Below are 21,863 nucleotides of genomic sequence, written 5' to 3' on the forward strand. Positions count from 1 at the left end.
TGGTTGTAATTACACTACATCAGAACTTGTAGCGCGCCCCCAGCATGTAGCGCGGTCCGGCCTGGGTGACCGACTCCACCGCCTGTTTGGTGCGGCCGTGCACCCGCTGGATCGAGTTGCCGGCGTTGATCACCTCGAATTGCAGGCTGATGTTTTTGTTGTAGTTATAACCAACGCTCAGGTCGATCTGGCCGTACGACTCCGTGTACTGCGGATTCGGACCGTAGGAGTCGAAGGTCGACGACAGGAACTCGCCGCGCCAGTTGTACGCCAGCCGCGCCGTCCACTTGTCGTTCTCGAAGATGCCGACGACGTTGGACGAGTTGCTCAGCCCCACCAGCGCGAACTGCTCGCCCAGCCTGGCGTTGTCGTACTTCAGGCCCGAGTTCACGTACGTGTAGTTGGTCGAGATACCGAAGCCGCTGCTGCCGAACATGTGCTGCAGGTTCACCTCGATGCCGTCCAGGCTGGCCTTCTTCTGGTTGGCGAACGAGTTGATCTTGAAGTTGGCGATCGGATCGTTCGGCTGGCCGACGATGGTGCCGGTGGCGTTGCCGGTGCCGTTGTCGTCCGGCCCGCGCGTCACGCCCGGCGCGGTCGGGTGGTTGCGGAAAATGTAGTTGCGGATGCAGGTGGTGTCGGCCGTCGCGCAACCGTTGGCCAGCGCCTCGTTCCACAGCGCGCCGCCGACCGGCGTGTGCAGGTTGAACGGCGTGGCGTTGAAGGTCGATTGCCCCGCGTAGTTGGTCAAATCCTTGCGGAAGTAGCCCAGCGAGAAGAAGTTCTGCTGGCCGTAGTACCACTCGTAGGACAGGTCCAGGTTCTTGGACTTGACCGGTTTCAGCGCCGGATTGCCCTGGTTGCCGGTGCCGCCGTCGACCCGCGCCAGCGAGTTCAGGGTGGTGCCGCCCTGGATCTGGTCGTAGCGCGGGCGGCCGATGCTGTGGCCGTAGCTCAGGCGCAGTTTCTGCGTCGGCGTCAGCTCGATGTCGGAATCCAGGCTCGGCAGGATGTTGTGGTACTTGCCGGTCAGCGTGGTGAAGGTCGGCGCGCCGAAGGCGACCGGCAACTCGTTCTGCGACACCCAGCTGATGCTGGTGGCGGCCGGCACCAGCGCGGTCGAGACGACGTCGGTCTTCTCGTAGCGCACGCCGAGCGCGGTGCGGATCGGCATCGCCGTGTCCCAGTCCGTGTTGAACTGGACGTAGGCCGACTTCGATTTTTCCTCCACGCGCGAGTCGTTGTCGAAGGTGGTCTTCGGCAGGTACAGCGCCGGCAGGCCGGAGGCGGTGGCCGCCAGCTGGCGCACCTGGCCGAAGTTGAAGGTGTAGAACTGGTTGAACAACGCCGGGTTGTCGCTGCCGTCGATCTTGTCGAAGTACTGGCGGATGGTGTCCTTGTGCCAGACGTTGCTCGGATAGTCGGCAGCCTTGGTGGCGCCGCCCCAGGTGTCGCGCTGGTTGTTGGAGAAGGCCGAGCGGTTGTCGACCTTGGTGGCGCCGGCGCCGAATTTCAGCTCGGACGCCTCGAACACCTTCCACGCGCCCTTGACCTGGGTCTGCTCGACCTCGCCGCGCATGTACGAGTTGTTGAAGTTCGAGCCGGTGACCTGCTGGCCGGCCTTGGTGAAGTCCACGCCTTCCATGCTCAGCACGGGGAAGTCCTGGCTGAAGTCGGCCGTGGTGTTGCCGCGGCTGAAGCTGGCCGTGCCGAGCGTATTGCTCGATCCGAATGGGCTGTCGGCGCCCGAGGTGGCCGACGAGCGGTGCGCGTCGAGCTCGAGGCGCAGGTCGTTGGTCGGCTTCCAGACGGCGTTGAAGCCGAGCGATTTGTTCTGCGTCTTGGTGGCGAAGTCGGCGCCGCCCATGGCCACGTCGGAGGTGCCGATGGTCGGGTCGTTGGCGTTGCGCGGGATGATCTCGGTGTAGCTCAGCGGGCTCGACACCGGACCCTTGGTCCACGAGCTGGCCGACGGGCCGAAGTTGAACCAGGCGCTGATGTCGTTGCGCTTGGTCTGTATCTTGTTTTCCGAGTAAGTGTAGTCCAGGGTCGTGACCAGTTCCTTGACCGGCTTGAATTGCAGGGTCAACTGGCCGTTGGTGCGCTGGCGTTTGACGCCGTTGAAATTGTAGTTCAGGTTCTGCGGCACCATGTAGACGTCGTTGGGGCCGGGACGGTTGGTGATGTTTTCCGAGCCGGCGGCGCCGGGCTGCGGGATCGAACCCCAGCTGTTCTCGTCGCCGCGCACCGGGCCGTGCCAGCCGCTGGAGACGGCGGCGGTGTTGTAGCCCAGGTTGCGTTCCTGGTAGCTGCCGGTGATGGCGATGCCGAACTTGCCGTCGGCGAAGGTGTTGCTGTAGAGGCCGGACAATTCCGGCGTGGTCGAGTTGCTGGCCTTGACGTCGCCCGGCAGGTTGTCGTTCGAGGTGTCGTAGACGCCCTTGGCGCCGAAGCTGGCGTGCAGGCCGGGACGGTCGAGCGGACGCGCCGTCATCACGTTGACGGTGGCGCCGATGCCGCCGGTCGGGGTGTCGGCGCGGCTGGTTTTATACACCTGCAGCTGCGAGATCGCCTCCGACGCCAGGTTGGCGAAGTCGAAGGCGCGCCCGTTCAAGTCGCCCAGGTTGGAGGTCGGCATCTGGCGGCCGTTGAGCAACACCATGTTGAAGTCGGGGCCGACGCCGCGCACGGTGATCTTCGAGCCCTCGCCGATCGAGCGGTCGATCGACACGCCGGAGATGCGCTGCAGCGACTCGGCCAGGTTGGTGTCGGGGAACTTGCCGATGTCCTCGGCGACGATGCCGTCGACCACGCCGTCGGAATTGCGCTTGAGGTTCATCGACGAAATCAGGCTCTGGCGCAGACCGGTCACCACCACGCTTTGCACCACCGGCGCCTCGCCGGCCATCTCGACCGGCGCGGCTTGGCCGGCCACCGGGGTTTGCGCGAACGCCGGCAGGGCCGTGGCCGTTGCCACGAACGCGCTGGCCACGGCCAGGCTCATTAATTTCTGTCGTGTCTTTGGATAATGCATGTTGTCTCCTCTGTTTTTATAAACCGCTTTCGCGCTGCCCTGCCGCCCACCATCGCTACCATTTCAATTTTTGAAATATCTTGGAAAGGTTTCCATTCTATACTGGCAAATATAGCATCGTTCGTTTTTTAAAGTCAATTTGCGATCGTGCGAAAACGCCGGAGGTTTTCATTGACAGGGGAAATCAAGGCGTGCACCATATGGGAACGTTTCCAAAATGAGACACTTGGGATGCCCATCCAGATATTTTTCAACAAAAAGTGACGCGCACGTGGCCACCATCAAAGACGTAGCCCGCCTCGCCGGCGTGGGACTGGGGACCGCTTCGCGGGTGGTCAGCGGCAAGGGCTCGGTGTCGCCGGCGACTGTGGCCAAGGTGCGGGCGGCGATCGAGGAGCTGGGTTTCCGGCCGTCGCACGCGGCGCGCTCGCTGCTGTCCGGCAGCAGCCGCATGATCGGCGTCTACATTCCCGTGCTGAGCGGAACGTTCTACACGCCCATCCTGCAGATCATCGATACCGAGCTGCGCACGGCCGGCCTGCACATGGTGGTGGCGTTCGGCGTCGGGCTGGGCGGGGCGCGCCAGCAGGCCATCGAAGGCATCGAGTTTCTCATCGAGCGTGGCTGCGACGGGCTGATCCTGATGACCAATGTGCTGCTGGAGGAGGACATCGCCGCGCTGGGCGCCAAGCAGCACCAAGTGGTGCTGCTTAACCATTACTTCGACAGCATCGCCGGGCAGTGCTTCACCGTCGACCATCGGCTGGGCGGCAAGATGGCGGCGCGCGCCTTGCTCGAGCATGGGCACCGGCGGATCGCGGTGGTGTCCGGGCCGGCCAGTTTGCCGGATAACGTGGTGCGTATCGACAGTTTCATGTATGAGCTGGCGGACAACGGTATCGATACCAGCAAGGTGTGGCTGGTCGAGCGCGATTTTTCGCCGGCCGGCGGCTGGTCGGCGGCCAAGGAGTTGATGGAGTCGGGCTACGCCTGCACCGCGCTGTTCTGCGCCAATGACGAGATGGCGGTCGGGGCGTTGTCGTATTTCCAGGAGGCCGGGATTCATGTGCCGAGCGAATTGTCGGTGATCGGTTATGACGATACGCCGAGCGCGGAGTTTTCGGCGCCGCGCCTGACGACGGTGCACATGCCGTGGCGCGAAATGACGCAGAACGGGTTGAATGCGCTGCTCAACGGTTGCTATGATCTGGAGCGTCCGGTGACGCATCGGTATCCGGTGACGATGACCTTGCGGGCTTCGCTGGCGAAGGCGGTCGGCTAGTATTGATCTGGAGCCACGTAGGGCGGATCAGGCGGAACGCCGTAATCCGCCATCTTTGAGCCGCCAACGGAGCATGCACGGCGGATTACGCTTCGCTAATCCGCCCCTACGTGTCTCCGCGAGGGAGCCTAGTTCGTCGAAGATTCATTGGCCGCCGAGCCGCTGGCCGAACCGCTGGCGCTCGCCGTTGGCTTTGCCGCCATGGCCGCCGCGCCGCTGTGGCCGGCGCCTTCGGCCGCCGCCTGCCGGCTGCCGTTGACGGCGCCCGAAACATTCGCCGCGCTCGACTGCGCGTAGCCACGTGTGTTCTCCGCCTGCGTCCCGGCCGCGTCGCGCAACGGACCCGCCGCGCCGCGCGCGCCTTGCACCGCGCTGCCGGCGATCATGCCCATACCGCCACTATCGGCGCCAATCGCTCCCTGCGCGCCGCCGCTGGCGTTGCCGCCGCCCTGGCTGCCCACATTGCTGGCTTTACCGGCATTGCCGGTCTCGCCCGCGCCATTGCGCGTCTGCCGCAACTGGTCGGCATTGATCGTCCCCGCCGCCGGGCGCGTGAACGACCCCATGCCGCTGATCTGGCCGCCAATGCTGCCGGCGCCTCCGACCATGCCGCCGACGCCCCCGCGTCCCAGCAATTGCGCGTGCGCCGAGCAGGCGACGCCGATGGACAGGGCGATGATCAGTTGTTTTGCGATGGTGACGTTTTTCATGATGTTCTCCTTGTTAGCGCCACGGACTATCCGCGGCTTTCATAAGGAAAACGTCCGGTCTCGACGGTTTAATCCATCGCGATGAAAATATTTTTGAAAATTATCGAAACGCCGATGGATCGGTCCGAAACGCCGCGCCGACCACGCCGTGGCCGGTCTCGTTGCTGATGGTGCCGGCGGCGACGCCGGACGCGGTTTTGGCGACGGCGGCCAGCGCCCGTCCGGCCGCCTCCACGCCGGGCCGGTCCAGCGCGCCGGCCAGCAGCGCGGCGACGATGGGCGACGCGAACGATGTGCCGCGCACGGCGCGGTAGGGCGGGGCGCCGATGGCGGCGCTCACCATTTGATTGCCGGGCGCGGCGAACATCACCTGAGGCCCGCGCGCGGCCTCCGGCAGCGGCCGGCCTTTGACGTCGACGCCGCTCACGCCGACCACGCCCGGATAACTGGCCGGATACAGCGGCGGCGCGGCGGGACCGTCGTTGCCGACCGCCGCCACCAGCAGATGGCCGCGCTGCACCATGCGCTTGACGACCTGTTCGAGTATCCGGTTGGGCGGTCCGACCAGGCTGATGTTCACCACCGGGACTTGCTCCCTGGCCAGCCAGGCCAGCGCGCCGGCGATGCGCGAGGCCGAGCCGCCGGTGGCGCTGTCGCAGTAGATGTCGGCCGCGTACAGGGAGGCGCCGGGCGCGCCTTTGAAGCGGGATGAACGGCCGATCATCAGCGCGGCCACCGCCGTGCCGTGCGGATCCGGATGGCTGGCGCCATCGCACCCCCAGGGAACGATGGCGGCGTCGCGAAACACCTCGTGGTCGCGGGCGATGCCGCCATCGACGAGGCCGACCCGGACGGCGCCGGGCTTGCCGGCCGGCGCGGCGCTCCGTGCCTCCGACGGCGCCGCTTGCGCCCGGGTTTCCGGCGCGCTGGCGCTGCCGGTGTATATGTGATTGAAGTCGTAGACACCGTCGGGATCGGCCGCGCGCAGGCGCTCCAGCATGGCGGCCGTGTCGGCGCCGTCGGGGACGCGCAGCACGGTGACGGCTTCGTCGCCGCCAGTGTTGATGACGATCAAGCCGGCGGACGTGGCGGCCGCTATGCCGGCCGGACTGGGCGACCAAGCCAGGATTTCGTGCCGCACCACCGGTTCGCCGCGCGGGTCGGCCTCCAGCGCGTCGCGGTGCCGCTTGAGCAGGTCGCCGATCTGGTTCAGCCGCAACGCCCGCAGATCGACAACGTCGACGCGCTGCAGCAGGCGCCGGCCGGGCTCTCGCACCACGTTGGCGTCAAGGCCATCCTGCAGCGGAACCTGCGGCAATTGCGGCAGCTGCACCTGCGGCAGGCGCAGCTGCGCTCCGGCGGTGCCGGCGGCAAGCGAACACGCCAGCGCGACAACCAATCGCAGCCGTCGCACGTTTAGTAGCGGTCTGTTTAGCATAATGGACGATGATAGTATAAGCATTCGGCTTCTGATGAATAAACGAACGGGACTGGGATTAAAATCCCTCGCCCCGACGTTTACCTGATATCCATGACCGCAAACGCCACCATCGACAACGACATCGCCGCCTTGCTGCCGCGCTTGCGCCGGTTCGCCCGCACCATCGTCTACAACCGCGAGGACGCCGACGACCTGGTGCAGATCGCGGTCGAGCGGGCGCTGGCCCGCAGCGCGCAATGGCAGCCGGACACGCGCCTGGACAGCTGGATCTTCAGGATCATGAAAAACGCCTGGATCGACGAGGTGCGCTCGCGCATCCGGCGCGACAACCTGTTCGCGCCGGAAGAGGCGGGCGAGCACGTCGGCGACCAGGCGGCCGAAGCGCAGCAGCAAAGGATGGCGATCGAGAAGGCGGTCGGCATGCTGTCCGAGGAGCACCGCATGGTGGTGGCGCTGGTGCTGGTCGACGGCATGCCGTACAAGGAGGCGTCCGAGGTGCTGGAGATTCCGATGGGCACCCTGACCAGCCGCCTGGTGCGCGCCCGCGCCGCATTGCAGGAAATATTATCCGATCAAAAGAGGACCGCGACATGAGCTTTTCCGATGAAACCCTGATGGCCTACGCCGACGGCGAACTGGCCGAGCCGGCGTTCAGCGAGGTCGAACGCGCGGTGCGCAGCGATCCGGCCGTCGCCGCCAGGGTGGCGCAGCACCAAGCGCTGCGGGCCGACGTGTTCGCCGCCTTCGCGCCCATCGCCGACGAGCCGGTTCCGCCGAGATTGGTGGCGGCGGCGTTGCCCGGCAAGGTGGCCGACTTGAGCGCGGTGCGCGCCGCCCGCGCCGGCGGGGCGCATCACGCGGCGTCGTCGGCGTCCCACGCGGCCGAGCATGGGGAGCGTCGCTGGTCGTGGCGGGAGTGGGGCGGTGTGGCCGCCTCGCTGGTGGTCGGGGTGTTGGTGGGGAGCCTGGTGTTGGGCGGCGCCGCGCGCGAAGGAGCGGGCGGGGCGGCCATCGTCGTCGCCGGCGCCGATGGCGCGCTGGTGGCGCGGGGGGAGCTGGCGAACGCGCTGTCGCAGCAATTGGCTGGTACGAGCGGTGAGGCGGTCGATATCGGTGTCAGCTTCGCGGCCAAGGATGGCGCGCTGTGCCGCAGCTTTACGGTGCGCCAGTCGGCCGGCCTTGCCTGCCGCAGCGGCGAACAGTGGAAGCTGGTGATGATGACCGAGGCGGGCGAGGGCGAAGCGGGCGAGTACCGTCAGGCCGGCAGCGCGATGCCTTCCGCCGTGCTGGAGGCGATTGACGCCCGCATCGCCGGCACGACCTTGGATGCGCAAGCCGAGCAGGCGGCCAAACAACGCGGCTGGAAGCGCTGATCCGGCGGGCCACCGGCCTGGCCGGTTACTTCAACAGCTTGAGCAACTCCTCGGCGGCGACTTCCGATGACGCCGGATTTTGGCCGGTGACCAGCAGGCCGTCGGCGACCGCGTACGGCTGCCAGTCGGCCAGCTTGGAATACATGCCGCCGCGTTCCCGCAGCATGTCCTCGACCAGGAACGGCACCACCTTGGTCAGGCCGACCGCCTCTTCCTCGGTGTTGGTGAAGCCCGTCACCTTCTTGCTGTTGACCAGCGGCTTGCCGTCCGGGCCGTTCACGTGGCGCAGCACGCCCGGCGCGTGGCAGACGGCGGCAACCGGCTTGCCGGCGGCGATCATCGCTTCGATCAGCGCGATCGAGTCGCGGTCCTCGGCCAGGTCCCACAGCGGACCATGCCCACCAGGATAGAAGACGGCGTCGAAGTCGGCGGCCGACACACCGGCCAATTTGCCGGTGTTGACCAGCGCCGCCTGCGCCTCCGGATCGGCCTTGAAGCGTTTGGTCGCTTCGGTTTGCGCGTCGGCCTCGTCGCTCTTCGGATCGAGCGGCGGCTGGCCGCCCTTCGGCGACACCAGGGTCAGCTTCGCCCCGGCTTCCTTCAGCTTGTAGTACGGCGCGGCGAATTCCTCCAGCCAGAAGCCGGTTTTCTTGCCGGTGTCGCCCAGTTGGTCGTGCGAGGTCAGTACCATAAGAATGTTCATGTGTTTCCTTTGCGTAAATTTAGAAGTCCAGCTTGTCGCCGGGATTGATGGCCATGACCTTGATCTTGCTGTGGCCCAGCGCGGCGCTATATTCGGCCGGCGTGCCTTTCAGCTGGGGCGTGGTGCCGTAGTGCATGGGGATCACGAAACGCGGATGCAGCCATTCGCGCGTGGCCATCGCGGCGTCCTTCGGGCTCATGACGAAGTGGCCGCCGATCGGCATCAGCGCCAGGTCCGGCTTGTAGTAGTCGCCGATGAATTTCATGTCGCCGAACAGGCCGGTGTCGCCCATGTGATAGATCTTGAAGCCGTTCTCCAGCTCGATGATGTAGCCGACCGGCTCGCCGCCGACGTGCACCTCGTCCTTGCCGGTGGCCGGGTTCTTCCAGCCCAGCTCCGAGCTGTGCTCGGCGTGCACGGCGGTGATCTTGATGTCCGCGCCGAGCGGCGTGACGGTGCCGCTCTTGCCGAAGCGCACCGCCTGGGTGGCCGGCAGAATTTCCAGCGCCGCCACCGATTGCATCAGTCCGGCCGGTCCGTAGACGGGCACGTTGTTCAGCTTGGCCAGCGCGGGGGCGTCGGCGAAGTGGTCGTTGTGGCCGTGCGTGACCAGGATCAGGTCGACCTTGCCCAGCGCCTCCAGGTTTTTGTAGGCCGGCGGCGTTTTCGGGTTGGACGTCAGCCAGGGATCGACGACGATGACCTTGCCGCCCGGCGTGGTGATCTTGAAGGTCGCCTGCCCCAGCCACTGCACTTCCGTCTTGTTGCCCGTCTTGTCCTGGGCCGGGACGGCGACGGCGGTGGCGAGCATCACGGTTGCGGCAATGGCGCGCAGCGTCTTCGATGGGCGTGGCATGGAGTGCTCCTCGAGTGCGTTGGGTGAATGTTTAGCATACGCCACATGCGAAGAGCGCGTCACACGGTCGAGCTGTGCCGGACACCGTCCCACCGAGTTCATTCCCGGGACGGCCGCGGCTGCCCAAATGCAAAAAGCCGCCGCCGCTTTTCGGCGGTGGCGGCTGGTGTGGTGCGGTCGGTTCAGCTTAGCGGATCGCCAGCTGCCTGACTTCCTCCTTGACGAAGTGCGACTCCGCCGACCACACGGCGCAGGCCCGGGACAGCAGCTTGGCCTCGGCGTCGGCCAGCACGCCGTCGGCGTCGGCGATGTTCCACATGGCCCGCAGCAGCTGGCGGCGCAGCGCCGGGTCCTGGATCTCGCCGAGCAGGGCGTCGATGGTTGCCTCGTCCAGCACCACGTGCTCGTGCTTGACGGAGGTGCTCAGCATGTCCTGGCACAGGTCGTCGACCAGGTCGTGGAAGTTGTCGATGTCGATGTCGATGTATTCCAGCAGCCGCGAACGTTGCAGCGCCTGCAGCTCGGACGGCGCCATGTTGCCGTCCACCACCATGCACAGGGCCACGAGTCGGCCAGCGGCGCTGGCGCTATCGGTTTCGTAATGTCTCATTGCGTTACTCCTTCAAAAATTTAGTTTATTTCTTACGCGTCACATACAAGCTGGCGACGACGCTACCTGCGATCAGCACGGCCACCACCGACAGCGAGATGTGGACCGGGATGTGTATCCACGGCAGCAACAGCATCTTCAAGCCGATGAAGCACAGCACCAGCGCGAGGCCATATTTGAGCAGGTGGAACCGGTCTGCGATATCGGCCAGCAGGAAGTACAGCGCCCGCAAACCAAGGATCGCGAACATGTTCGACGTGAACACGATGAACGGGTCCGACGTGATGGCGAAGATGGCCGGGATCGAATCGACCGCGAACACCAGGTCGGTCACCTCGATCAGGATCAGCACCAGCAGCAGCGGCGTCACATAGCGCTTGCCGTCTTTCCACACGAAGAACTTCTCGCCGTGATCGCCTTCGGACACCGGCAGGTGGCGGCGGGCGAAGCGCAGCACCGGATTGTTCTTGACGTCCGGTTCCTCGTCGACCGCCTTGAGCATCTTCACGCCGGTGTACAGCAGGAATGCGCCGAACAGGTACAGCACCCAGCTGAATTCACTCACCACCCACGCGCCGGCCAAAATCATGATGGCACGCATGACGATCGCGCCCAGCACGCCGTAGATCAGCACGCGCCGCTGGTATTCAGGCTTGACCTGGAACGCCGTGAAGATCAACAGGAAGATGAAGATGTTGTCGACCGACAGGGCTTTCTCGATCAGGTAGCCGGACAGGAACTCCAGCGATTTCTGTTCCGCGATCTCCGCGCCGACGGTGCCGTTCAAATACCACCACAGGCCGCCGTTAAACGCCAACGCCAGGCTGAACCAGCCCAGCGACCATGCGCCCGCCTCGCGCGCCGTCACCTTGTGAGCCTTGTTGCCGCCGAAGACCCACAGGTCGACGGCCAGCATCAGCAGCACGAAGGCCACGAAGCCCGCCCACATGGGGGCGGTGGCGATGTTCTCGATTCCAGTCATTTGCCGCTCTCCGCTTGGTTGTTACGTTTTAACGATCGTCTTTGCCGTCGGACTCCTCGTCCGCCGGCGCCAGGGTGGCCACCTTGTCGTGGGTGAAGGCGCGGCTGCGGGACAACTGGCGTGCCAGCGCGCGGTCGGCGCGGTCGGCGGCGCGGTCGATCGCCGCATACATGTCTTCCTCGGTATCCTCGATGACGACGGTCTTGCCGTTGTCCAAGCTGATCTGAATCTTGCAGCGCTTGTCGCGGCCGCCGCGCGGACCGTTGATGTCCGACAGCCACACGGCCAGGCGGCGCGTCAACGCCCAGCCGAGCGATGTTTGCAGGCGACGATACACGTAGGCGCGCAGGCTCTCGGTCAGGACCAGGCCGTTCGATTGGATTGCGATGTTCATGATCATTTCCTTTCTTGGTGGATGACAAGACCATGATAGGGGCGCGCAATCGTTCGTACAATTCGAATATACTTGGTTAATTCATCGAATAAAACGATGTGTTGAAGGATAGCTAATGGCCACTCTGAACTACAAACACCTGCGTTACTTCTGGATGGTGGCGCGCAGCGGCAGCATCGCCAAGGCCGCCGAGCAACTGCATTTGACGCCGCAGTCGATCTCCGGCCAGCTCACCGAATTCGCCGACACGCTGGGCGTCGAGCTGCTCCGGCGGGTGGGGCGGCGCCTGGAACTGACCGAGACCGGCAACCGGGTATTGCGCCACGCCGAGGACATCTTCAGCGCCGGCGACGCCTTGCTGGAGGTCGTCAAGGACCAGTCCGCCACGCAAGCCACCACGTTCCGCGTGGGGGTTTCCGATTCGGTGTCCAAGGCGGTAGCTTGCCGCCTGGTGGCGCCGGCGCTGTCGCTGGCAGAGCCGACCCGGTTGATTTGCCGCGAGGGAAGGCTGGCCGCGCTGCTGGCCGACATGGCGGTGCACAAGCTCGACCTGATCATCACCGACCGTACCATGCCCAGCCACCTGAGCGTGCGGGGCTATAACCATTTGCTGGGCGAAAGCGAGCTTGGCGTGTTCGGGGCGCCGACCCTGGTGGAGACGTTGAGCGGCCCGTTCCCGGAATGCCTGAACAATGCGCCGCTGCTGTTGCCCGGGGAGGATTTCGCCGTGCACGCCAGGCTGATGCAGTGGCTGCACACGCATGTGCCGCGTTTGCGCGTGATCGGCGAGTTCGACGACAGCGCCATGATCAAGGCCTTCGGGCAGTCGGGCGCCGGGCTGTTCTTCGCGCCGGCGGCGATCGCCGACGCCATCTGCGCGCAGTACGGCGTGGTGATGGTCGGCACCATCCCTTCGCTGCGCGAACAGGTCTATGCGATCACGACCGAACGGCGCATCAGCCACCCGGCCACGCAGGCGATCCGGCAGGCGGCGCGGGAGACGCTGTCGGCGTGACGCGCAACGGAAAAGGGCTGGATTCCGCCTCCGCAAAACCCAGCCCGTCGCCATCGGCGAGATTTTAGAACTTACTTAGGCATCACCACCGTGTCGATCACATGGATCACGCCGTTGTCGGCGGCGATGTCGGTCTTGGTGACGTGGGCCTTGTCGACCATGACCTTGCCGTCTTTGGCGGTCACGGTCAGCGATTCGCCCTGAACGGTCTTGACCTTGCCCGGCTTGACGTCGGCGGCCATGACTTTGCCCGGCACCACGTGGTAGGTCAGTACCTTGGTCAGCGCGGCTTTGTCCTTCAGCAGGGCGTCGAGCTTGGCTTTCGGAATTTTCGCGAATGCTTCGTCGGTCGGCGCGAACACGGTGAACGGGCCCGGACCTTTCAGCGTATCGACCAGCCCGGCCGCCTGCACCGCCGTCACCAGCGTGTTGAACGAACCGGCCGATTTGGCGGTGTCGACGATGTCCGCCGCGCTGGCCGCGCCGAAAGCCATGGTGAAAGCTGCTGCCATCAAGATCTTCTTCATGTACATCTCCTTTGAGTGAACCGTTTTTCGAATCGGCATGCGCGTAATTTATAGGTTGAAGTCGGATTTGTCCCGTAAATTGCGTACTGTGCGACGATTTGTGCGGTTCATTGGCGGTTCACTTCAATGGAAACGGTCAATGCCCGTAGCTCAGCACGCGCAGCAACTTCCATGTGCCTGCTTCTTTCTCCCAGACCATCGAGAAGCGGTAGACGCCGCAGCCTTCCTTCGCGCCTGGCGCCTCCGATGAACAGAAGCGGTGGCTGCCGATGTGCATCGCCCGGTCCGGGCCGGCTGGAAAGACCTCGGCCGTGTCGTTCATTGCCTCACGGCGCAACGTGCCCGGTTCCTTGAATTTGTTTTCGAAGATGCGGATGTTGTCGGCGTAGTCCGTCAAGCCGCTGCGGTCGTGGTAAAACTCCAGCCGGGGGCTGAAGCCTTGTTTCAGCGTCGCGATATCGCGCTGGTTGATGGCGCCGAACACGCGCGCGTCCGCCGCCAGGATCTCGGCGCGCAAGTCGGGTTGGTCCGCGGCCAGAACGGGCGAAGCGAGAATGGCGGCAAGCACGAAAATTGTGGTGGTCGGTAATTTCATCGGAGCTCCCGTGGATTGAGTGATGGGGGCAGCGTACGCCGTTGCCGTGAAGTCGGCGACGCCGATCCGACGAATGGTCGATCGGGAGGGGCTGGCGGTCGCCAGACGGATTGAATGCGGCCGGCATCGGACGACGATACCGGCCGCGTCGCCCTTAGACCTTGGCGAAGTTACTCATCGCCAGGGGACCGAACGGCAGCTGAATCAACGGGCCGCCGACGTCGAGCGAGCCCAGGTCGACCGGGAAGTAGCCGATGGTTTCGAACAGTTTGCGCACTTCGGCCTTTGCGGCGGTGTCGTCGCCGGCGTAGAACATGGTGCGCTGGCCGCCGGCCACTTCGGGCTGGGGAATGACGTTGGCGTCGACATGGTTGAAGGCCTTGACCACGCGCGCGCCCGGCACCAGCCTGGCGAAGATGGCGCTGGCGTGCTGGTCGCCCAGATCGATCGCCTTGATGCCATAGACGGCCAGTGGATTGTTCGGGTCGTTGCGGTCAGGGGAGTCGGGGGCGAGGAACAGCACCGGATTGGTGGCGTCGATGACGATGCGGTTGTTCCAGGCCGGCAGGTCTTTGACCAGGGTCTCGAGCGCTTCCCAAGGTACGGCGACGACCACGATATCGGCGCTGGCGGCCTGTTCAATGGTGCCGGCGGTGATGTTCGAGCCGAGTTCGGCGGTCAGTTTGCCCAGCGATGCCGGGCCCGATTTGTTGGCGATGGTCGCCGAGATGCCTTTGGCGGCGAATGCGCGGGCGACGTTGGAACCCAGGGCGCCAGAACCAATGATACCGATATTCATATTGACTCCAAAAAGAAACGGGGCGGATTGTTCAGGACCTCAGTGCCCCTGAGGCTGCGGTCCTTGCCTTGCCAGTGATGGTTCGGCGATTAAGGTATTTGTGTAGCCAACACAGTGACATTTAGGGTCAAAAAAAAGCTACCAAGCCAGCGGGATCGTAAATTTCCCCAATCTTGCGGTCTCCGCCGCGATATCCGCGATGGTGACTTTCGACAATTCGTTCTCCAGGGCCGATTGCGCCTTGTCCAGAGTGGGCCTGATGGCTTCCTGGATGTTGCTGCCCACGATGCAATCCTTGAACGGGGAGACACGATGCAGCGTAAAAATATCCGTATCCTCCACCGCACGGTACACATCCAGCAACCGAATCTGATCGCTGGGCTTGGCGAGGATGGCGCCGCCGCCGGCGCCCAGTTGCGATGTCGTCAGGCCTGCCTCGCTCAGCAGGGACAGCAGTCGGCGGATCACCACCGGACCGGTCGCCGCCGAATGGGCGATATCCTCCGAGCGCACCGGCTTGCCATCCATAACGACGATGGAGACGAGGGCGTGAACGGCAACGACAAAGCGTGAACTGGTTGGCATGATCTGCTAAGAAACTGTGTTACAGCCACTATTACACACTGACTTGGGCGTGTCAACACTGTTTTATGAAACAATTTTTCTAAGGCTCAGACGCGATCTGAGATCGGTTGATCCATCGTGGGCTCTAAGACACCTTAAGATTGGGTTCATCTTGCCGCGTCAAACTCGGTGATGTTTTTCCGCCATACTGGCGGCAATCTCCTGTCCGAGTCTCCCATGCGCATTCTGTTAGTCGAAGACGACACCTCCCTGGGCGAAACCGTCCTCGCGTGGCTGCGGCTCGACCAGCACGCGGTCGACTGGGTCCAACGCGGCGATTCGGCCCAGACCGCGCTGATGACCCACCGCTACGATTGCGTGCTGCTCGACCGTGGCTTGCCGGGCCTGTCCGGCGACGCCTTGCTGGCCGAGTTGCGCGCCGCCGGCAACCCCGTGCCCGTCATCCTCATCACCGCCTTCAACGCGCTGGCCGACCGGGTCGAGGGGCTGGACCTGGGCGCCGACGACTACCTCGTGAAACCGTTCGAGCTGGAGGAGATGTCGGCGCGCATCCGCGCGGCGGTGCGGCGTGGCGCCGACCAGGTCAGCAACGACCTGGTGCACGCCGACATCACGCTCAACCTCGACACCAAGCAGGCCAGCCTGGGCGGCCAGCCGGTGGCGCTGACCGCGCGCGAATACCATGTGCTGTACGCGCTGCTGCTGCGCAAGAACAGCATCGTCACCCGGGCCCAGATCGAGGAAACCTTGTACGGCTGGGGCGACGAGGTGGAAAGCAACGCCATCGAGGTCTACATCCACAACCTGCGCAAGAAGCTGGGCGCCGACAGCATCGTCACCGTGCGCGGCCTCGGCTACCGGTTGAAGAACGATGACGATTAAACCGGCCGACCCGCACCGCGCGCCGTGGTCGCTGCGGCGGCGCCTGCTGGCGGTCATCGTGGCGGCCAGCACCGTGCTGTGGCTCGCCAGCCTCGGCATCGTCACCGTCATCGCCTGGCACGAGACCAACGAGGTGTTCGACGATGCGCTGGAGGAATCCGGCTACATGATCATGGCCGCCACCACCGAATGGAACGAGCGCGGCCTGCTGGCGTCGGCGCGGCCCGGCGGCGCGAACGGCCGCAAGGTCGATATGCAATACCAGATCGTCGTCGACGGCCGCGTGATCCAGCGCACCAGCGGCGCGCCGGTCCGGCCTTTTGTCACCGGCTTCGACGACAGCCACGGCTTCGCCGATCCCGAGGTGGACGAGCGCCGCTGGCGGGTGTTCGTGGTGCGCGACGACGAGCGCCGCTTCGAGGTGCAGGTCGGCCAGAAGTACAAGAAGCGCTTCGATATCCTGGAAGAGCTGGCCGAGTCGCTGTGGCTGCCCGTGCTGGGTTTTCTGGCCTTGCTGGCGCTGGTGTGCTGGCTGTTGACCGGGCGCGTGCTCAAGCCCTTGCACCGGACCGCGTCGGCCATCGCGGCCAAGACGCCCGATGACCTGGCGCTGGTGCCGACCGCCGGCCAGCCACGCGAGTTGCTGCCGATCGTGCTGGCGCTGAACGGCGTGCTGGGCCGGCTGGACGCGGCGTTGCAAGCAGAGCGCCGCTTCACAGCCGACGCCGCGCACGAACTGCGCACGCCGCTGGCCGGGTTGCACATGCATGTGCAATTGCTGCAGCGGCAGCATCCGGAGCTGGCGGCGGCCTTCCAGAAGCTGCGCCAGGATATCGCGCGCATGACGGGGCTGGTCGACAGTTTGCTCGCGCTGGCGCGGCTCGACCCGCTGGCGCGCGAGCAACTGGTGCGTCAGCCGGTGGCGCTGGCGCCGCTGTTGGAGCGGCTCGTCGCGGCCCACGCCGGCGAGGCCGGGCGGCGCGGCATCACGCTGACCGCGCGCTGCGATCTGGAGAAAGTGGACGCCAACCCGCAGATGCTGGAGATCATGCTGCGCAACCTGATCGACAACGCGCTGCGCTATTGCCCGGCCGGCAGCCGGGTCGAGGTCGAGGCGGACCGCATCGCCGGCCGTGGCCGCATTGTAGTGCGCGACGACGGCCCCGGCGTCGACGAGGCCAGCCGGCAGCGGCTGACGGAGCGGTTCTTCCGCGTGTTGGGGCAAGGGCAGGGCGGCAGCGGACTCGGTCTGTCGATCGTCAAGCGCATCGCCGACCTGCACGGCATCGATATCGTGTTCGGCGCCGGCCTGGACGGCCGAGGTTTGGGCGTCACGCTGAACCTGCCGCCGGAGCGAGATCCGTCGGTGACCCACGTAGGGCGGATTAGCGCAGCGTAATCCGCCATGTATGCGCCGCTGGCGCCAGTGCTGAATCGCGCTGGCTTCAAAATTCTTTAAGATACGGTTAATGTCCAATCGGTGTAATGCGTCCGTGCCTGCAATAAACAGCAGGTCCCCATAACGACCCACCACCACAAAGGACAACACCATGAAACGCCTACTTCAAATCTCCTGCATCACCGCTCTGCTGGCCGGTTCGGCCTTCGCCGTGGCCCAGCCGGGCGGCTACGCCGGGCCGTCGACCAACGCCGCGCCGGCCGGCTACTCGGGGCCGTCGACCGTGCCGATGATGACCGCCAAGGACTTGCTGGCCAAGGGCAAGGACGACCAGTACGTCAAGCTCAAGGGCAAGCTGGTCAACCACAAGGGCGGCGAGGAATACGAGTTCGCCGACCAGAGCGGCAAGATGACGGTCGAGATCGACGCCAAGCGCTTCCCGGACGGCGCCAAGATCGACCAGAACACCCTGGTGGAGCTGACCGGCGAATTCGACAAGGAAACCTTTGGCGAATCGACCCTGGACGTCAAGCAAATCAAGGTTGTGAGCAACTAGGCAACCCGTTGCGCGCGGCGTGCACCTTCGGCGAATAGTCTTGCCGCCGCGTAACAACATCTGTATCTTGTGGGGATCGTATTTGTTAAATTTCCACTGGAGCCTGCAATGTCACGTCAAGAAGTCACAGCCGAACAGGTCGCCTCGGCGGCCGATGAGTTACAGCGCGACGGCGAGCGGGTGACGATCGAGGCGGTGTGCGCGCTGCTGGAGGGCGCCTCCGTCAACGCCGTGCACAAGCATCTGACGGCGTGGCGCGTGCGCAACGCCAAGCCGGCCGAGGCGCCCAAGCTCGATATCCCGGAGCCGATCGCCATCGCGCTGGGCAAGTGGGCGCAGCAGTTGGCCGAGGAGGCCGGCGTCGGCGTGCGCGACGCGCTGGCGCAGTCCGAGGAGGATATGCAGGTCCTGCTCAAATCCGGCGAGCAGTTCGAGGCCGAGCGCGAAGAGCTGCTGGCCCAGGTGGCCAGCCTGACGGCCGCGCGCGACGAGGCGCTGGCCACCCTGGCCGAGCGCGGCGAGGAGATCGACCAGTTGCAGGCCGAGCTGCGCAATGCGCGCCATATCGCCACCGACGCGCTGGTCGGCAAGGCGAAGGACCAGTTGGCCATCGAGGGCAAGGATAGCCAGCTGGCCGATCTGCGCGCGCAGATCGAGCGCAACGTCGCGGCCGCCGCCGCGTTGTCCGACGCGCGCCTGAACGCCGAGATGGAGCTGGTCGGCGCCGTCACGGCGCGCGACAATTTCGCGGCGGAGATCAAGGAGTTGCGGGCGCGCCTGGCGTCGCGCAGCGCGGAACCGCGTCGGGCGGAATAGCCTCGCAGCATCCGCAATGCGGCCTCGGCGGCCTCGCCGAGGCCGCCGCGCCGCGCACCGAAATCGTCCCGGTGCGGCTTTCACGCAACGTTTTGCCGCGCGGCCGAGATTTTTTTTACCGCCGCCCGCCGCGTGGGGAGCCCTTCCCTTGGCGGTCGCCACGCCCGCCGGCGACTTGCATCGTATCCATCCCTTTTGCAGCCTCCACGCCCGGTGCAGCCCTTGATCGGCGTGGCGCCCCCGCGATCAAAACAATGACTTCCAGCATGTTGTCATAACGGTTTCGGTATCAGAGCACGGAAAAATTTGATTGGTTTGTGCTCGGTTCGCTCCTTAAGATTAGTTTCGCAGCACAAGAGAACATGCTTGCGAACTAAATCATTTACAAAAATTATAATTATGGAGACAGACATGAGCGTACCTGCCACCGGGAACCACGCGGCACCCCAATACCATCTGAAAATTAAGCTGTCGGTCGCCGTCCTGGCCGGCGCCGGCATCCTGAGCAGCGCCTCGGTGTGGGCGCAAGCGGCCGCCGAAACGACGCAGCCGATCGACACCGTCGTCGTCACCGGTGTCAAGGCATCACTGATCAAGAGCCTGGCGATCAAGCGCACCAACGACCAGGTCGTGGAATCGATCGTTGCCGAAGACATTGGCAAGCTGCCCGACAACAATGTCGTCGAAGCGCTGCAGCGCGTGACGGGGATCCAGGTCACCAACCGCTCCGGCGGCGAAGTCGGCACCTTGTCCATCCGTGGCCTGCCCGACGTCCAAACCACCTGGAACGGCCGCACTATCTTTACCGCGTCGGGCACGCAGGTCGCGCTGCAGGACATTCCCTCGAACCTGGTGCGCCAGATCGACGTCTACAAGACGCGCGACGCCAGCCAGTTGGAGGTTGGAATCGCGGGCCAGGTTGACGTCAAGTCGTTGCGGCCGTTCGATTTCAAGGGACCGAAAGTGTCGGTGCTGGCGCGTGAGACCTATCTCGATCCGGCGAAAAAGTACAACCCCCAAGTCAGCGCCTTGTTAAGCAACCGCTGGGAAACCGGCATCGGCGAAGTCGGCGCCCTGGTCAATCTGTCTGCGAGCCGGACGAAGTACCGCAACGAAAGCGTGACGCCGGGCGCGATGGTGCCGTTTGTCAGCCCCAACGCCGCCGAAGTCCCCGCCGGTTACACGCCCTTGCAGCGCATCACCGACACCAGCATCTGGACGCCCGGCACCCGTACCGGCTTGCCGACGGCAGCCGGTTCCACGCTCGATTTCAACGGCAAAGCCTATCCTTACTACCTGGCGCGCGACGCCGTTTTCCAGAGCGACCTGCAGGGCAAGCGCGAGCGTCCCGCCGCCAATCTCGCCTTGCAGTGGAAGCCGAACAGCAGTTCGGTCTATACCTTCGAATCGATGTACAGCGGTTATCGCGACAAGGCGTTCAACCAGTTGCTGTTCAGCTTTGCCGACTGGTGGGGCGATCTCGGCAGCAACCCTGCGGGGACGATTACGACGTTCCCGGGAACGAACATCATCAAGAGCCGCAATGTCGGTAGCGTCTATGGCTTCAACAGCGGCGACTACACCACGTCGGCAACCGATTCCCGCGTGTATGCCCTGAACGGCAAGTGGGATATCGGCGACAGGCTGAGGCTGGACGGCGATCTGTCGTACCAATCCAGCAGCTTCCACACGGAATTCACCGCCACCCGGATCGATCGCGTCGCGCCTTCCATCAACGTCGACTTCAATGCCGGCGGCGGCAACACGGCGTTCGGTTTCAACAACAATGCCGACCTGACCGACGCGACCAAGTGGAATGTCGCGCAGTTCTACGACAACGCCAACCGCAACAAGGGCAGCGCCGCGACGGCCAATCTGTCGGGCGTGTACGATGCCGACTGGGGTCCGCTGCAGACGATCCAGTTCGGCGCGCGCCTCGACGACCGCAAGGCGTCGGAGGCCAACCGGACCCAATCGGGCACCTTGAACCGTAACCTTGCCTCGCTCGGTCCGGAGTATTCCTCCACCAACTCGGGCTTCGGCACCGATATCTCGAACGTTCCGCGTTCATGGGTGGAGCCCAATGCCTACTACATCCGCGACCATATCGACGACTGGCGCAAGATGTTCAGCTCGACCGATCCGAACTTCCTGACTACGGACCAACTAAGGTTGCAGAAGACGTTCCAGGTCGATGAAAAGACGAGCAACCTGTTCTTGATGGGGAATACCCAAAACGAGCTGTTCGGCAATCGCCTGCGCGGCAATTTCGGCGTGCGCTACGTCAAGGTCGATACCGACATGACCTTCTATAAGGTCGACGCCACCACCAAGGCGGTCACGCCGTCCAGTGCCAGCAAGTCGACCAGCAAATTCCTGCCCAGCGCGACCTTGATTTACGACCCAGCCAAGGACGTCGTGCTGCGCGCTAACTATGGTCAAACCCTGCGCCGTCCGAGCTTCGGTAGTTTGAATCCTGTCCTGCAACTCGGTGACGACGTGACCAGGGTGGGTTATGGCTCGGGCAGCGGCGGCAATCCGGACCTGGAACCGACCCGCTCCAAGAACCTGGATCTGACGGCCGAGTGGTATTTCCAGAAGGACAGCGCGCTCTACGGTACTGCGTTCCAGCGCAAGATCGAGGGCCTGGTCGTGGATTTGCGCCGCAGGGTGCACGTCGATCCGGCGAACGATCCGTTCCGTAACTCGACCTCGGGCGGCGACCATACGAACGGCTACGACTACGTTATCAACTCGCCGGTCAACGCTTCGGACGGCAAGATCAAGGGCGTCGAGCTGGGGCTGGTTTATTTCCCGAAATGGCTGCCTAGCGTGCTGGACGGTCTGGGGTTCCAGGGTAGCTTTACGAAACTGTCGTCGTCGCAGAACGTGCCCGAGGTCAATGATGCCGGCGACGTCGTCGCCCAGCTCGAGACACCGTTCTTCGGCGTGTCCAACCGGTCCTACAACGCCACGTTGGCTTACGAAAAGGGCCCGGTCAGCGCGCGCTTGTCCTATGTGTGGCGCTCCGGTTTCCTGTCCACCAACGAAGCCGCGCAATTTGCCAATCCGCTCGGTATCTGGCGTCGTCCGGAAAAGAGCGTGGACATGCAAGTGTCCTACAAGATCAACGACAACATGTCGGTCGATATCAGCGGTGTCAACCTGACCAACGAAATGCAGCAGCAGTACTACCATTTCGGCAATGCGGGTACCCCGCAGACGACCAATTTCGGTACGCTCCAGATCGGACGTTCGGTCGCGGTTGGCTTGCGCTGGAAGATGTAAGCGTCACCATGTAGTA

Annotated in this window: 21 protein-coding genes; 9 read left to right on the forward strand and 12 right to left on the reverse strand. The window is 64.4% G+C overall.

Annotated elements, in window-relative coordinates; genetic code table 11:
- Positions 1-19: 19 nt before the first annotated feature.
- A complete protein-coding gene (locus MRBLMU1_RS32165) occupies positions 20-3,034 on the reverse strand; it encodes a TonB-dependent receptor (protein ID WP_363510692.1) in 3,015 nt (1,004 codons plus the stop codon).
- Positions 3,035-3,305: 271 nt separating this feature from the next.
- On the opposite strand from MRBLMU1_RS32165, the gene MRBLMU1_RS32170 reads away from it, so the two are divergent.
- Entirely contained in the window at positions 3,306-4,316 is a 1,011-nt protein-coding gene (locus MRBLMU1_RS32170) for a LacI family DNA-binding transcriptional regulator (RefSeq protein ID WP_363510694.1), read from the forward strand.
- A gap of 128 nt (positions 4,317-4,444) precedes the next feature.
- Here MRBLMU1_RS32170 and MRBLMU1_RS32175 read toward each other — a convergent pair whose 3' ends face one another.
- Positions 4,445-5,026, reverse strand: a complete 582-nt coding sequence (locus MRBLMU1_RS32175; protein WP_363510697.1) for a hypothetical protein — start codon at positions 5,024-5,026, stop codon at positions 4,445-4,447.
- A 100-nt stretch (positions 5,027-5,126) separates the two neighbouring features.
- The gene (locus tag MRBLMU1_RS32180) at positions 5,127-6,440 is read right to left on the reverse strand and encodes a S8 family serine peptidase (protein ID WP_363510700.1); all 1,314 of its coding nucleotides are present in this window, start codon (positions 6,438-6,440) and stop codon (positions 5,127-5,129) included.
- Positions 6,441-6,557: 117 nt separating this feature from the next.
- Here MRBLMU1_RS32180 and MRBLMU1_RS32185 point away from each other — a divergent pair, with 117 nt between their 5' ends.
- Both MRBLMU1_RS32185 and MRBLMU1_RS32190 read left to right on the forward strand, forming a co-directional pair.
- Positions 6,558-7,061 carry an RNA polymerase sigma factor gene (locus MRBLMU1_RS32185; RefSeq protein ID WP_363510703.1) on the forward strand — a complete coding sequence of 168 codons (504 nt, stop codon included), beginning with the start codon at positions 6,558-6,560 and terminating at the stop codon, positions 7,059-7,061.
- Positions 7,058-7,840, forward strand: a complete 783-nt coding sequence (locus MRBLMU1_RS32190; RefSeq protein ID WP_363510706.1) for an anti-sigma factor family protein — start codon at positions 7,058-7,060, stop codon at positions 7,838-7,840. The genes MRBLMU1_RS32185 and MRBLMU1_RS32190 overlap by 4 nt, the downstream gene beginning before the upstream one ends.
- A 25-nt stretch (positions 7,841-7,865) precedes the next feature.
- Here MRBLMU1_RS32190 and MRBLMU1_RS32195 read toward each other — a convergent pair whose 3' ends face one another.
- From MRBLMU1_RS32195 to MRBLMU1_RS32215, 5 genes are all read right to left on the reverse strand, one after another.
- Positions 7,866-8,543 carry a type 1 glutamine amidotransferase domain-containing protein gene (locus MRBLMU1_RS32195; RefSeq protein WP_363510709.1) on the reverse strand — a complete coding sequence of 226 codons (678 nt, stop codon included), beginning with the start codon at positions 8,541-8,543 and terminating at the stop codon, positions 7,866-7,868.
- A gap of 19 nt (positions 8,544-8,562) precedes the next feature.
- On the reverse strand, positions 8,563-9,399 hold the full coding sequence (locus MRBLMU1_RS32200) for a metal-dependent hydrolase (RefSeq protein ID WP_414646141.1): 837 nt from the start codon (positions 9,397-9,399) through the stop codon (positions 8,563-8,565).
- Positions 9,400-9,586: 187 nt separating this feature from the next.
- Complete coding sequence (locus tag MRBLMU1_RS32205) at positions 9,587-10,009, reverse strand: TerB family tellurite resistance protein (protein WP_363510712.1); 423 nt, start codon at positions 10,007-10,009, stop codon at positions 9,587-9,589.
- Positions 10,010-10,034: 25 nt separating this feature from the next.
- Complete coding sequence (locus tag MRBLMU1_RS32210; RefSeq protein ID WP_363510715.1) at positions 10,035-10,991, reverse strand: TerC family protein; 957 nt, start codon at positions 10,989-10,991, stop codon at positions 10,035-10,037.
- Between the two features lie 28 nt (positions 10,992-11,019).
- The gene (locus MRBLMU1_RS32215; RefSeq protein WP_363510718.1) at positions 11,020-11,385 is read right to left on the reverse strand and encodes an HPF/RaiA family ribosome-associated protein; all 366 of its coding nucleotides are present in this window, start codon (positions 11,383-11,385) and stop codon (positions 11,020-11,022) included.
- A 115-nt stretch (positions 11,386-11,500) separates the two neighbouring features.
- Here MRBLMU1_RS32215 and nhaR point away from each other — a divergent pair, with 115 nt between their 5' ends.
- Entirely contained in the window at positions 11,501-12,400 is a 900-nt protein-coding gene (gene nhaR / locus MRBLMU1_RS32220) for a transcriptional activator NhaR (protein ID WP_363510721.1), read from the forward strand.
- Between the two features lie 71 nt (positions 12,401-12,471).
- Here the strand turns inward: nhaR and MRBLMU1_RS32225 are convergent, their stop codons facing one another.
- The 4 genes from MRBLMU1_RS32225 to MRBLMU1_RS32240 form a co-directional block, all read right to left on the reverse strand.
- Positions 12,472-12,927, reverse strand: a complete 456-nt coding sequence (locus MRBLMU1_RS32225) for a fasciclin domain-containing protein (RefSeq protein ID WP_315215361.1) — start codon at positions 12,925-12,927, stop codon at positions 12,472-12,474.
- A gap of 136 nt (positions 12,928-13,063) precedes the next feature.
- The gene (locus MRBLMU1_RS32230; protein ID WP_363510724.1) at positions 13,064-13,522 is read right to left on the reverse strand and encodes a nuclear transport factor 2 family protein; all 459 of its coding nucleotides are present in this window, start codon (positions 13,520-13,522) and stop codon (positions 13,064-13,066) included.
- Positions 13,523-13,676: 154 nt separating this feature from the next.
- Positions 13,677-14,321, reverse strand: a complete 645-nt coding sequence (locus tag MRBLMU1_RS32235; RefSeq protein WP_363510727.1) for an NADPH-dependent F420 reductase — start codon at positions 14,319-14,321, stop codon at positions 13,677-13,679.
- A 138-nt stretch (positions 14,322-14,459) separates the two neighbouring features.
- Positions 14,460-14,906, reverse strand: a complete 447-nt coding sequence (locus MRBLMU1_RS32240) for an Rrf2 family transcriptional regulator (protein WP_209723029.1) — start codon at positions 14,904-14,906, stop codon at positions 14,460-14,462.
- Between the two features lie 216 nt (positions 14,907-15,122).
- On the opposite strand from MRBLMU1_RS32240, the gene MRBLMU1_RS32245 reads away from it, so the two are divergent.
- The 5 genes from MRBLMU1_RS32245 to MRBLMU1_RS32265 all read left to right on the forward strand — a co-directional run bounded on the left by MRBLMU1_RS32245 (position 15,123) and on the right by MRBLMU1_RS32265 (position 21,847).
- Positions 15,123-15,788: a response regulator transcription factor gene (locus tag MRBLMU1_RS32245; RefSeq protein ID WP_363510731.1), complete on the forward strand. Its 666-nt coding sequence runs from the start codon at positions 15,123-15,125 to the stop codon at positions 15,786-15,788.
- Entirely contained in the window at positions 15,778-17,187 is a 1,410-nt protein-coding gene (locus tag MRBLMU1_RS32250) for an ATP-binding protein (RefSeq protein WP_363510734.1), read from the forward strand. The genes MRBLMU1_RS32245 and MRBLMU1_RS32250 overlap by 11 nt, the downstream gene beginning before the upstream one ends.
- A gap of 151 nt (positions 17,188-17,338) precedes the next feature.
- Positions 17,339-17,743, forward strand: a complete 405-nt coding sequence (locus MRBLMU1_RS32255; protein ID WP_363510737.1) for a YgiW/YdeI family stress tolerance OB fold protein — start codon at positions 17,339-17,341, stop codon at positions 17,741-17,743.
- Between the two features lie 108 nt (positions 17,744-17,851).
- On the forward strand, positions 17,852-18,559 hold the full coding sequence (locus MRBLMU1_RS32260) for a DNA-binding protein (protein ID WP_363510740.1): 708 nt from the start codon (positions 17,852-17,854) through the stop codon (positions 18,557-18,559).
- A 411-nt stretch (positions 18,560-18,970) separates the two neighbouring features.
- Positions 18,971-21,847 (forward strand): TonB-dependent receptor, encoded by a 2,877-nt coding sequence (locus tag MRBLMU1_RS32265; protein WP_363510743.1) that lies wholly within the window; start codon positions 18,971-18,973, stop codon positions 21,845-21,847.
- The last annotated feature ends 16 nt before the right edge of the window (positions 21,848-21,863 follow it).

The organism is Burkholderia sp. LMU1-1-1.1 (assembly GCF_040675865.1).
Classification (GTDB): domain Bacteria; phylum Pseudomonadota; class Gammaproteobacteria; order Burkholderiales; family Burkholderiaceae_D; genus Rugamonas.

Coding starts and splice junctions, on each gene's coding strand:
- MRBLMU1_RS32165 (WP_363510692.1), bottom strand. CDS start 3,034: ATGCATTATCCAAAGACACGACAGAAATTAATGAGCCTGGCCGTGGCC.
- MRBLMU1_RS32175 (WP_363510697.1), bottom strand. CDS start 5,026: ATGAAAAACGTCACCATCGCAAAACAACTGATCATCGCCCTGTCCATC.
- MRBLMU1_RS32185 (WP_363510703.1), top strand. CDS start 6,558: ATGACCGCAAACGCCACCATCGACAACGACATCGCCGCCTTGCTGCCG.
- MRBLMU1_RS32190 (WP_363510706.1), top strand. CDS start 7,058: ATGAGCTTTTCCGATGAAACCCTGATGGCCTACGCCGACGGCGAACTG.
- MRBLMU1_RS32195 (WP_363510709.1), bottom strand. CDS start 8,543: ATGAACATTCTTATGGTACTGACCTCGCACGACCAACTGGGCGACACC.
- MRBLMU1_RS32200 (WP_414646141.1), bottom strand. CDS start 9,399: ATGCCACGCCCATCGAAGACGCTGCGCGCCATTGCCGCAACCGTGATG.
- MRBLMU1_RS32205 (WP_363510712.1), bottom strand. CDS start 10,009: ATGAGACATTACGAAACCGATAGCGCCAGCGCCGCTGGCCGACTCGTG.
- MRBLMU1_RS32210 (WP_363510715.1), bottom strand. CDS start 10,991: ATGACTGGAATCGAGAACATCGCCACCGCCCCCATGTGGGCGGGCTTC.
- MRBLMU1_RS32215 (WP_363510718.1), bottom strand. CDS start 11,385: ATGAACATCGCAATCCAATCGAACGGCCTGGTCCTGACCGAGAGCCTG.
- nhaR (WP_363510721.1), top strand. CDS start 11,501: ATGGCCACTCTGAACTACAAACACCTGCGTTACTTCTGGATGGTGGCG.
- MRBLMU1_RS32225 (WP_315215361.1), bottom strand. CDS start 12,927: ATGAAGAAGATCTTGATGGCAGCAGCTTTCACCATGGCTTTCGGCGCG.
- MRBLMU1_RS32230 (WP_363510724.1), bottom strand. CDS start 13,522: ATGAAATTACCGACCACCACAATTTTCGTGCTTGCCGCCATTCTCGCT.
- MRBLMU1_RS32235 (WP_363510727.1), bottom strand. CDS start 14,321: ATGAATATCGGTATCATTGGTTCTGGCGCCCTGGGTTCCAACGTCGCC.
- MRBLMU1_RS32240 (WP_209723029.1), bottom strand. CDS start 14,906: ATGCCAACCAGTTCACGCTTTGTCGTTGCCGTTCACGCCCTCGTCTCC.
- MRBLMU1_RS32245 (WP_363510731.1), top strand. CDS start 15,123: ATGCGCATTCTGTTAGTCGAAGACGACACCTCCCTGGGCGAAACCGTC.
- MRBLMU1_RS32250 (WP_363510734.1), top strand. CDS start 15,778: ATGACGATTAAACCGGCCGACCCGCACCGCGCGCCGTGGTCGCTGCGG.
- MRBLMU1_RS32255 (WP_363510737.1), top strand. CDS start 17,339: ATGAAACGCCTACTTCAAATCTCCTGCATCACCGCTCTGCTGGCCGGT.
- MRBLMU1_RS32260 (WP_363510740.1), top strand. CDS start 17,852: ATGTCACGTCAAGAAGTCACAGCCGAACAGGTCGCCTCGGCGGCCGAT.
- MRBLMU1_RS32265 (WP_363510743.1), top strand. CDS start 18,971: ATGAGCGTACCTGCCACCGGGAACCACGCGGCACCCCAATACCATCTG.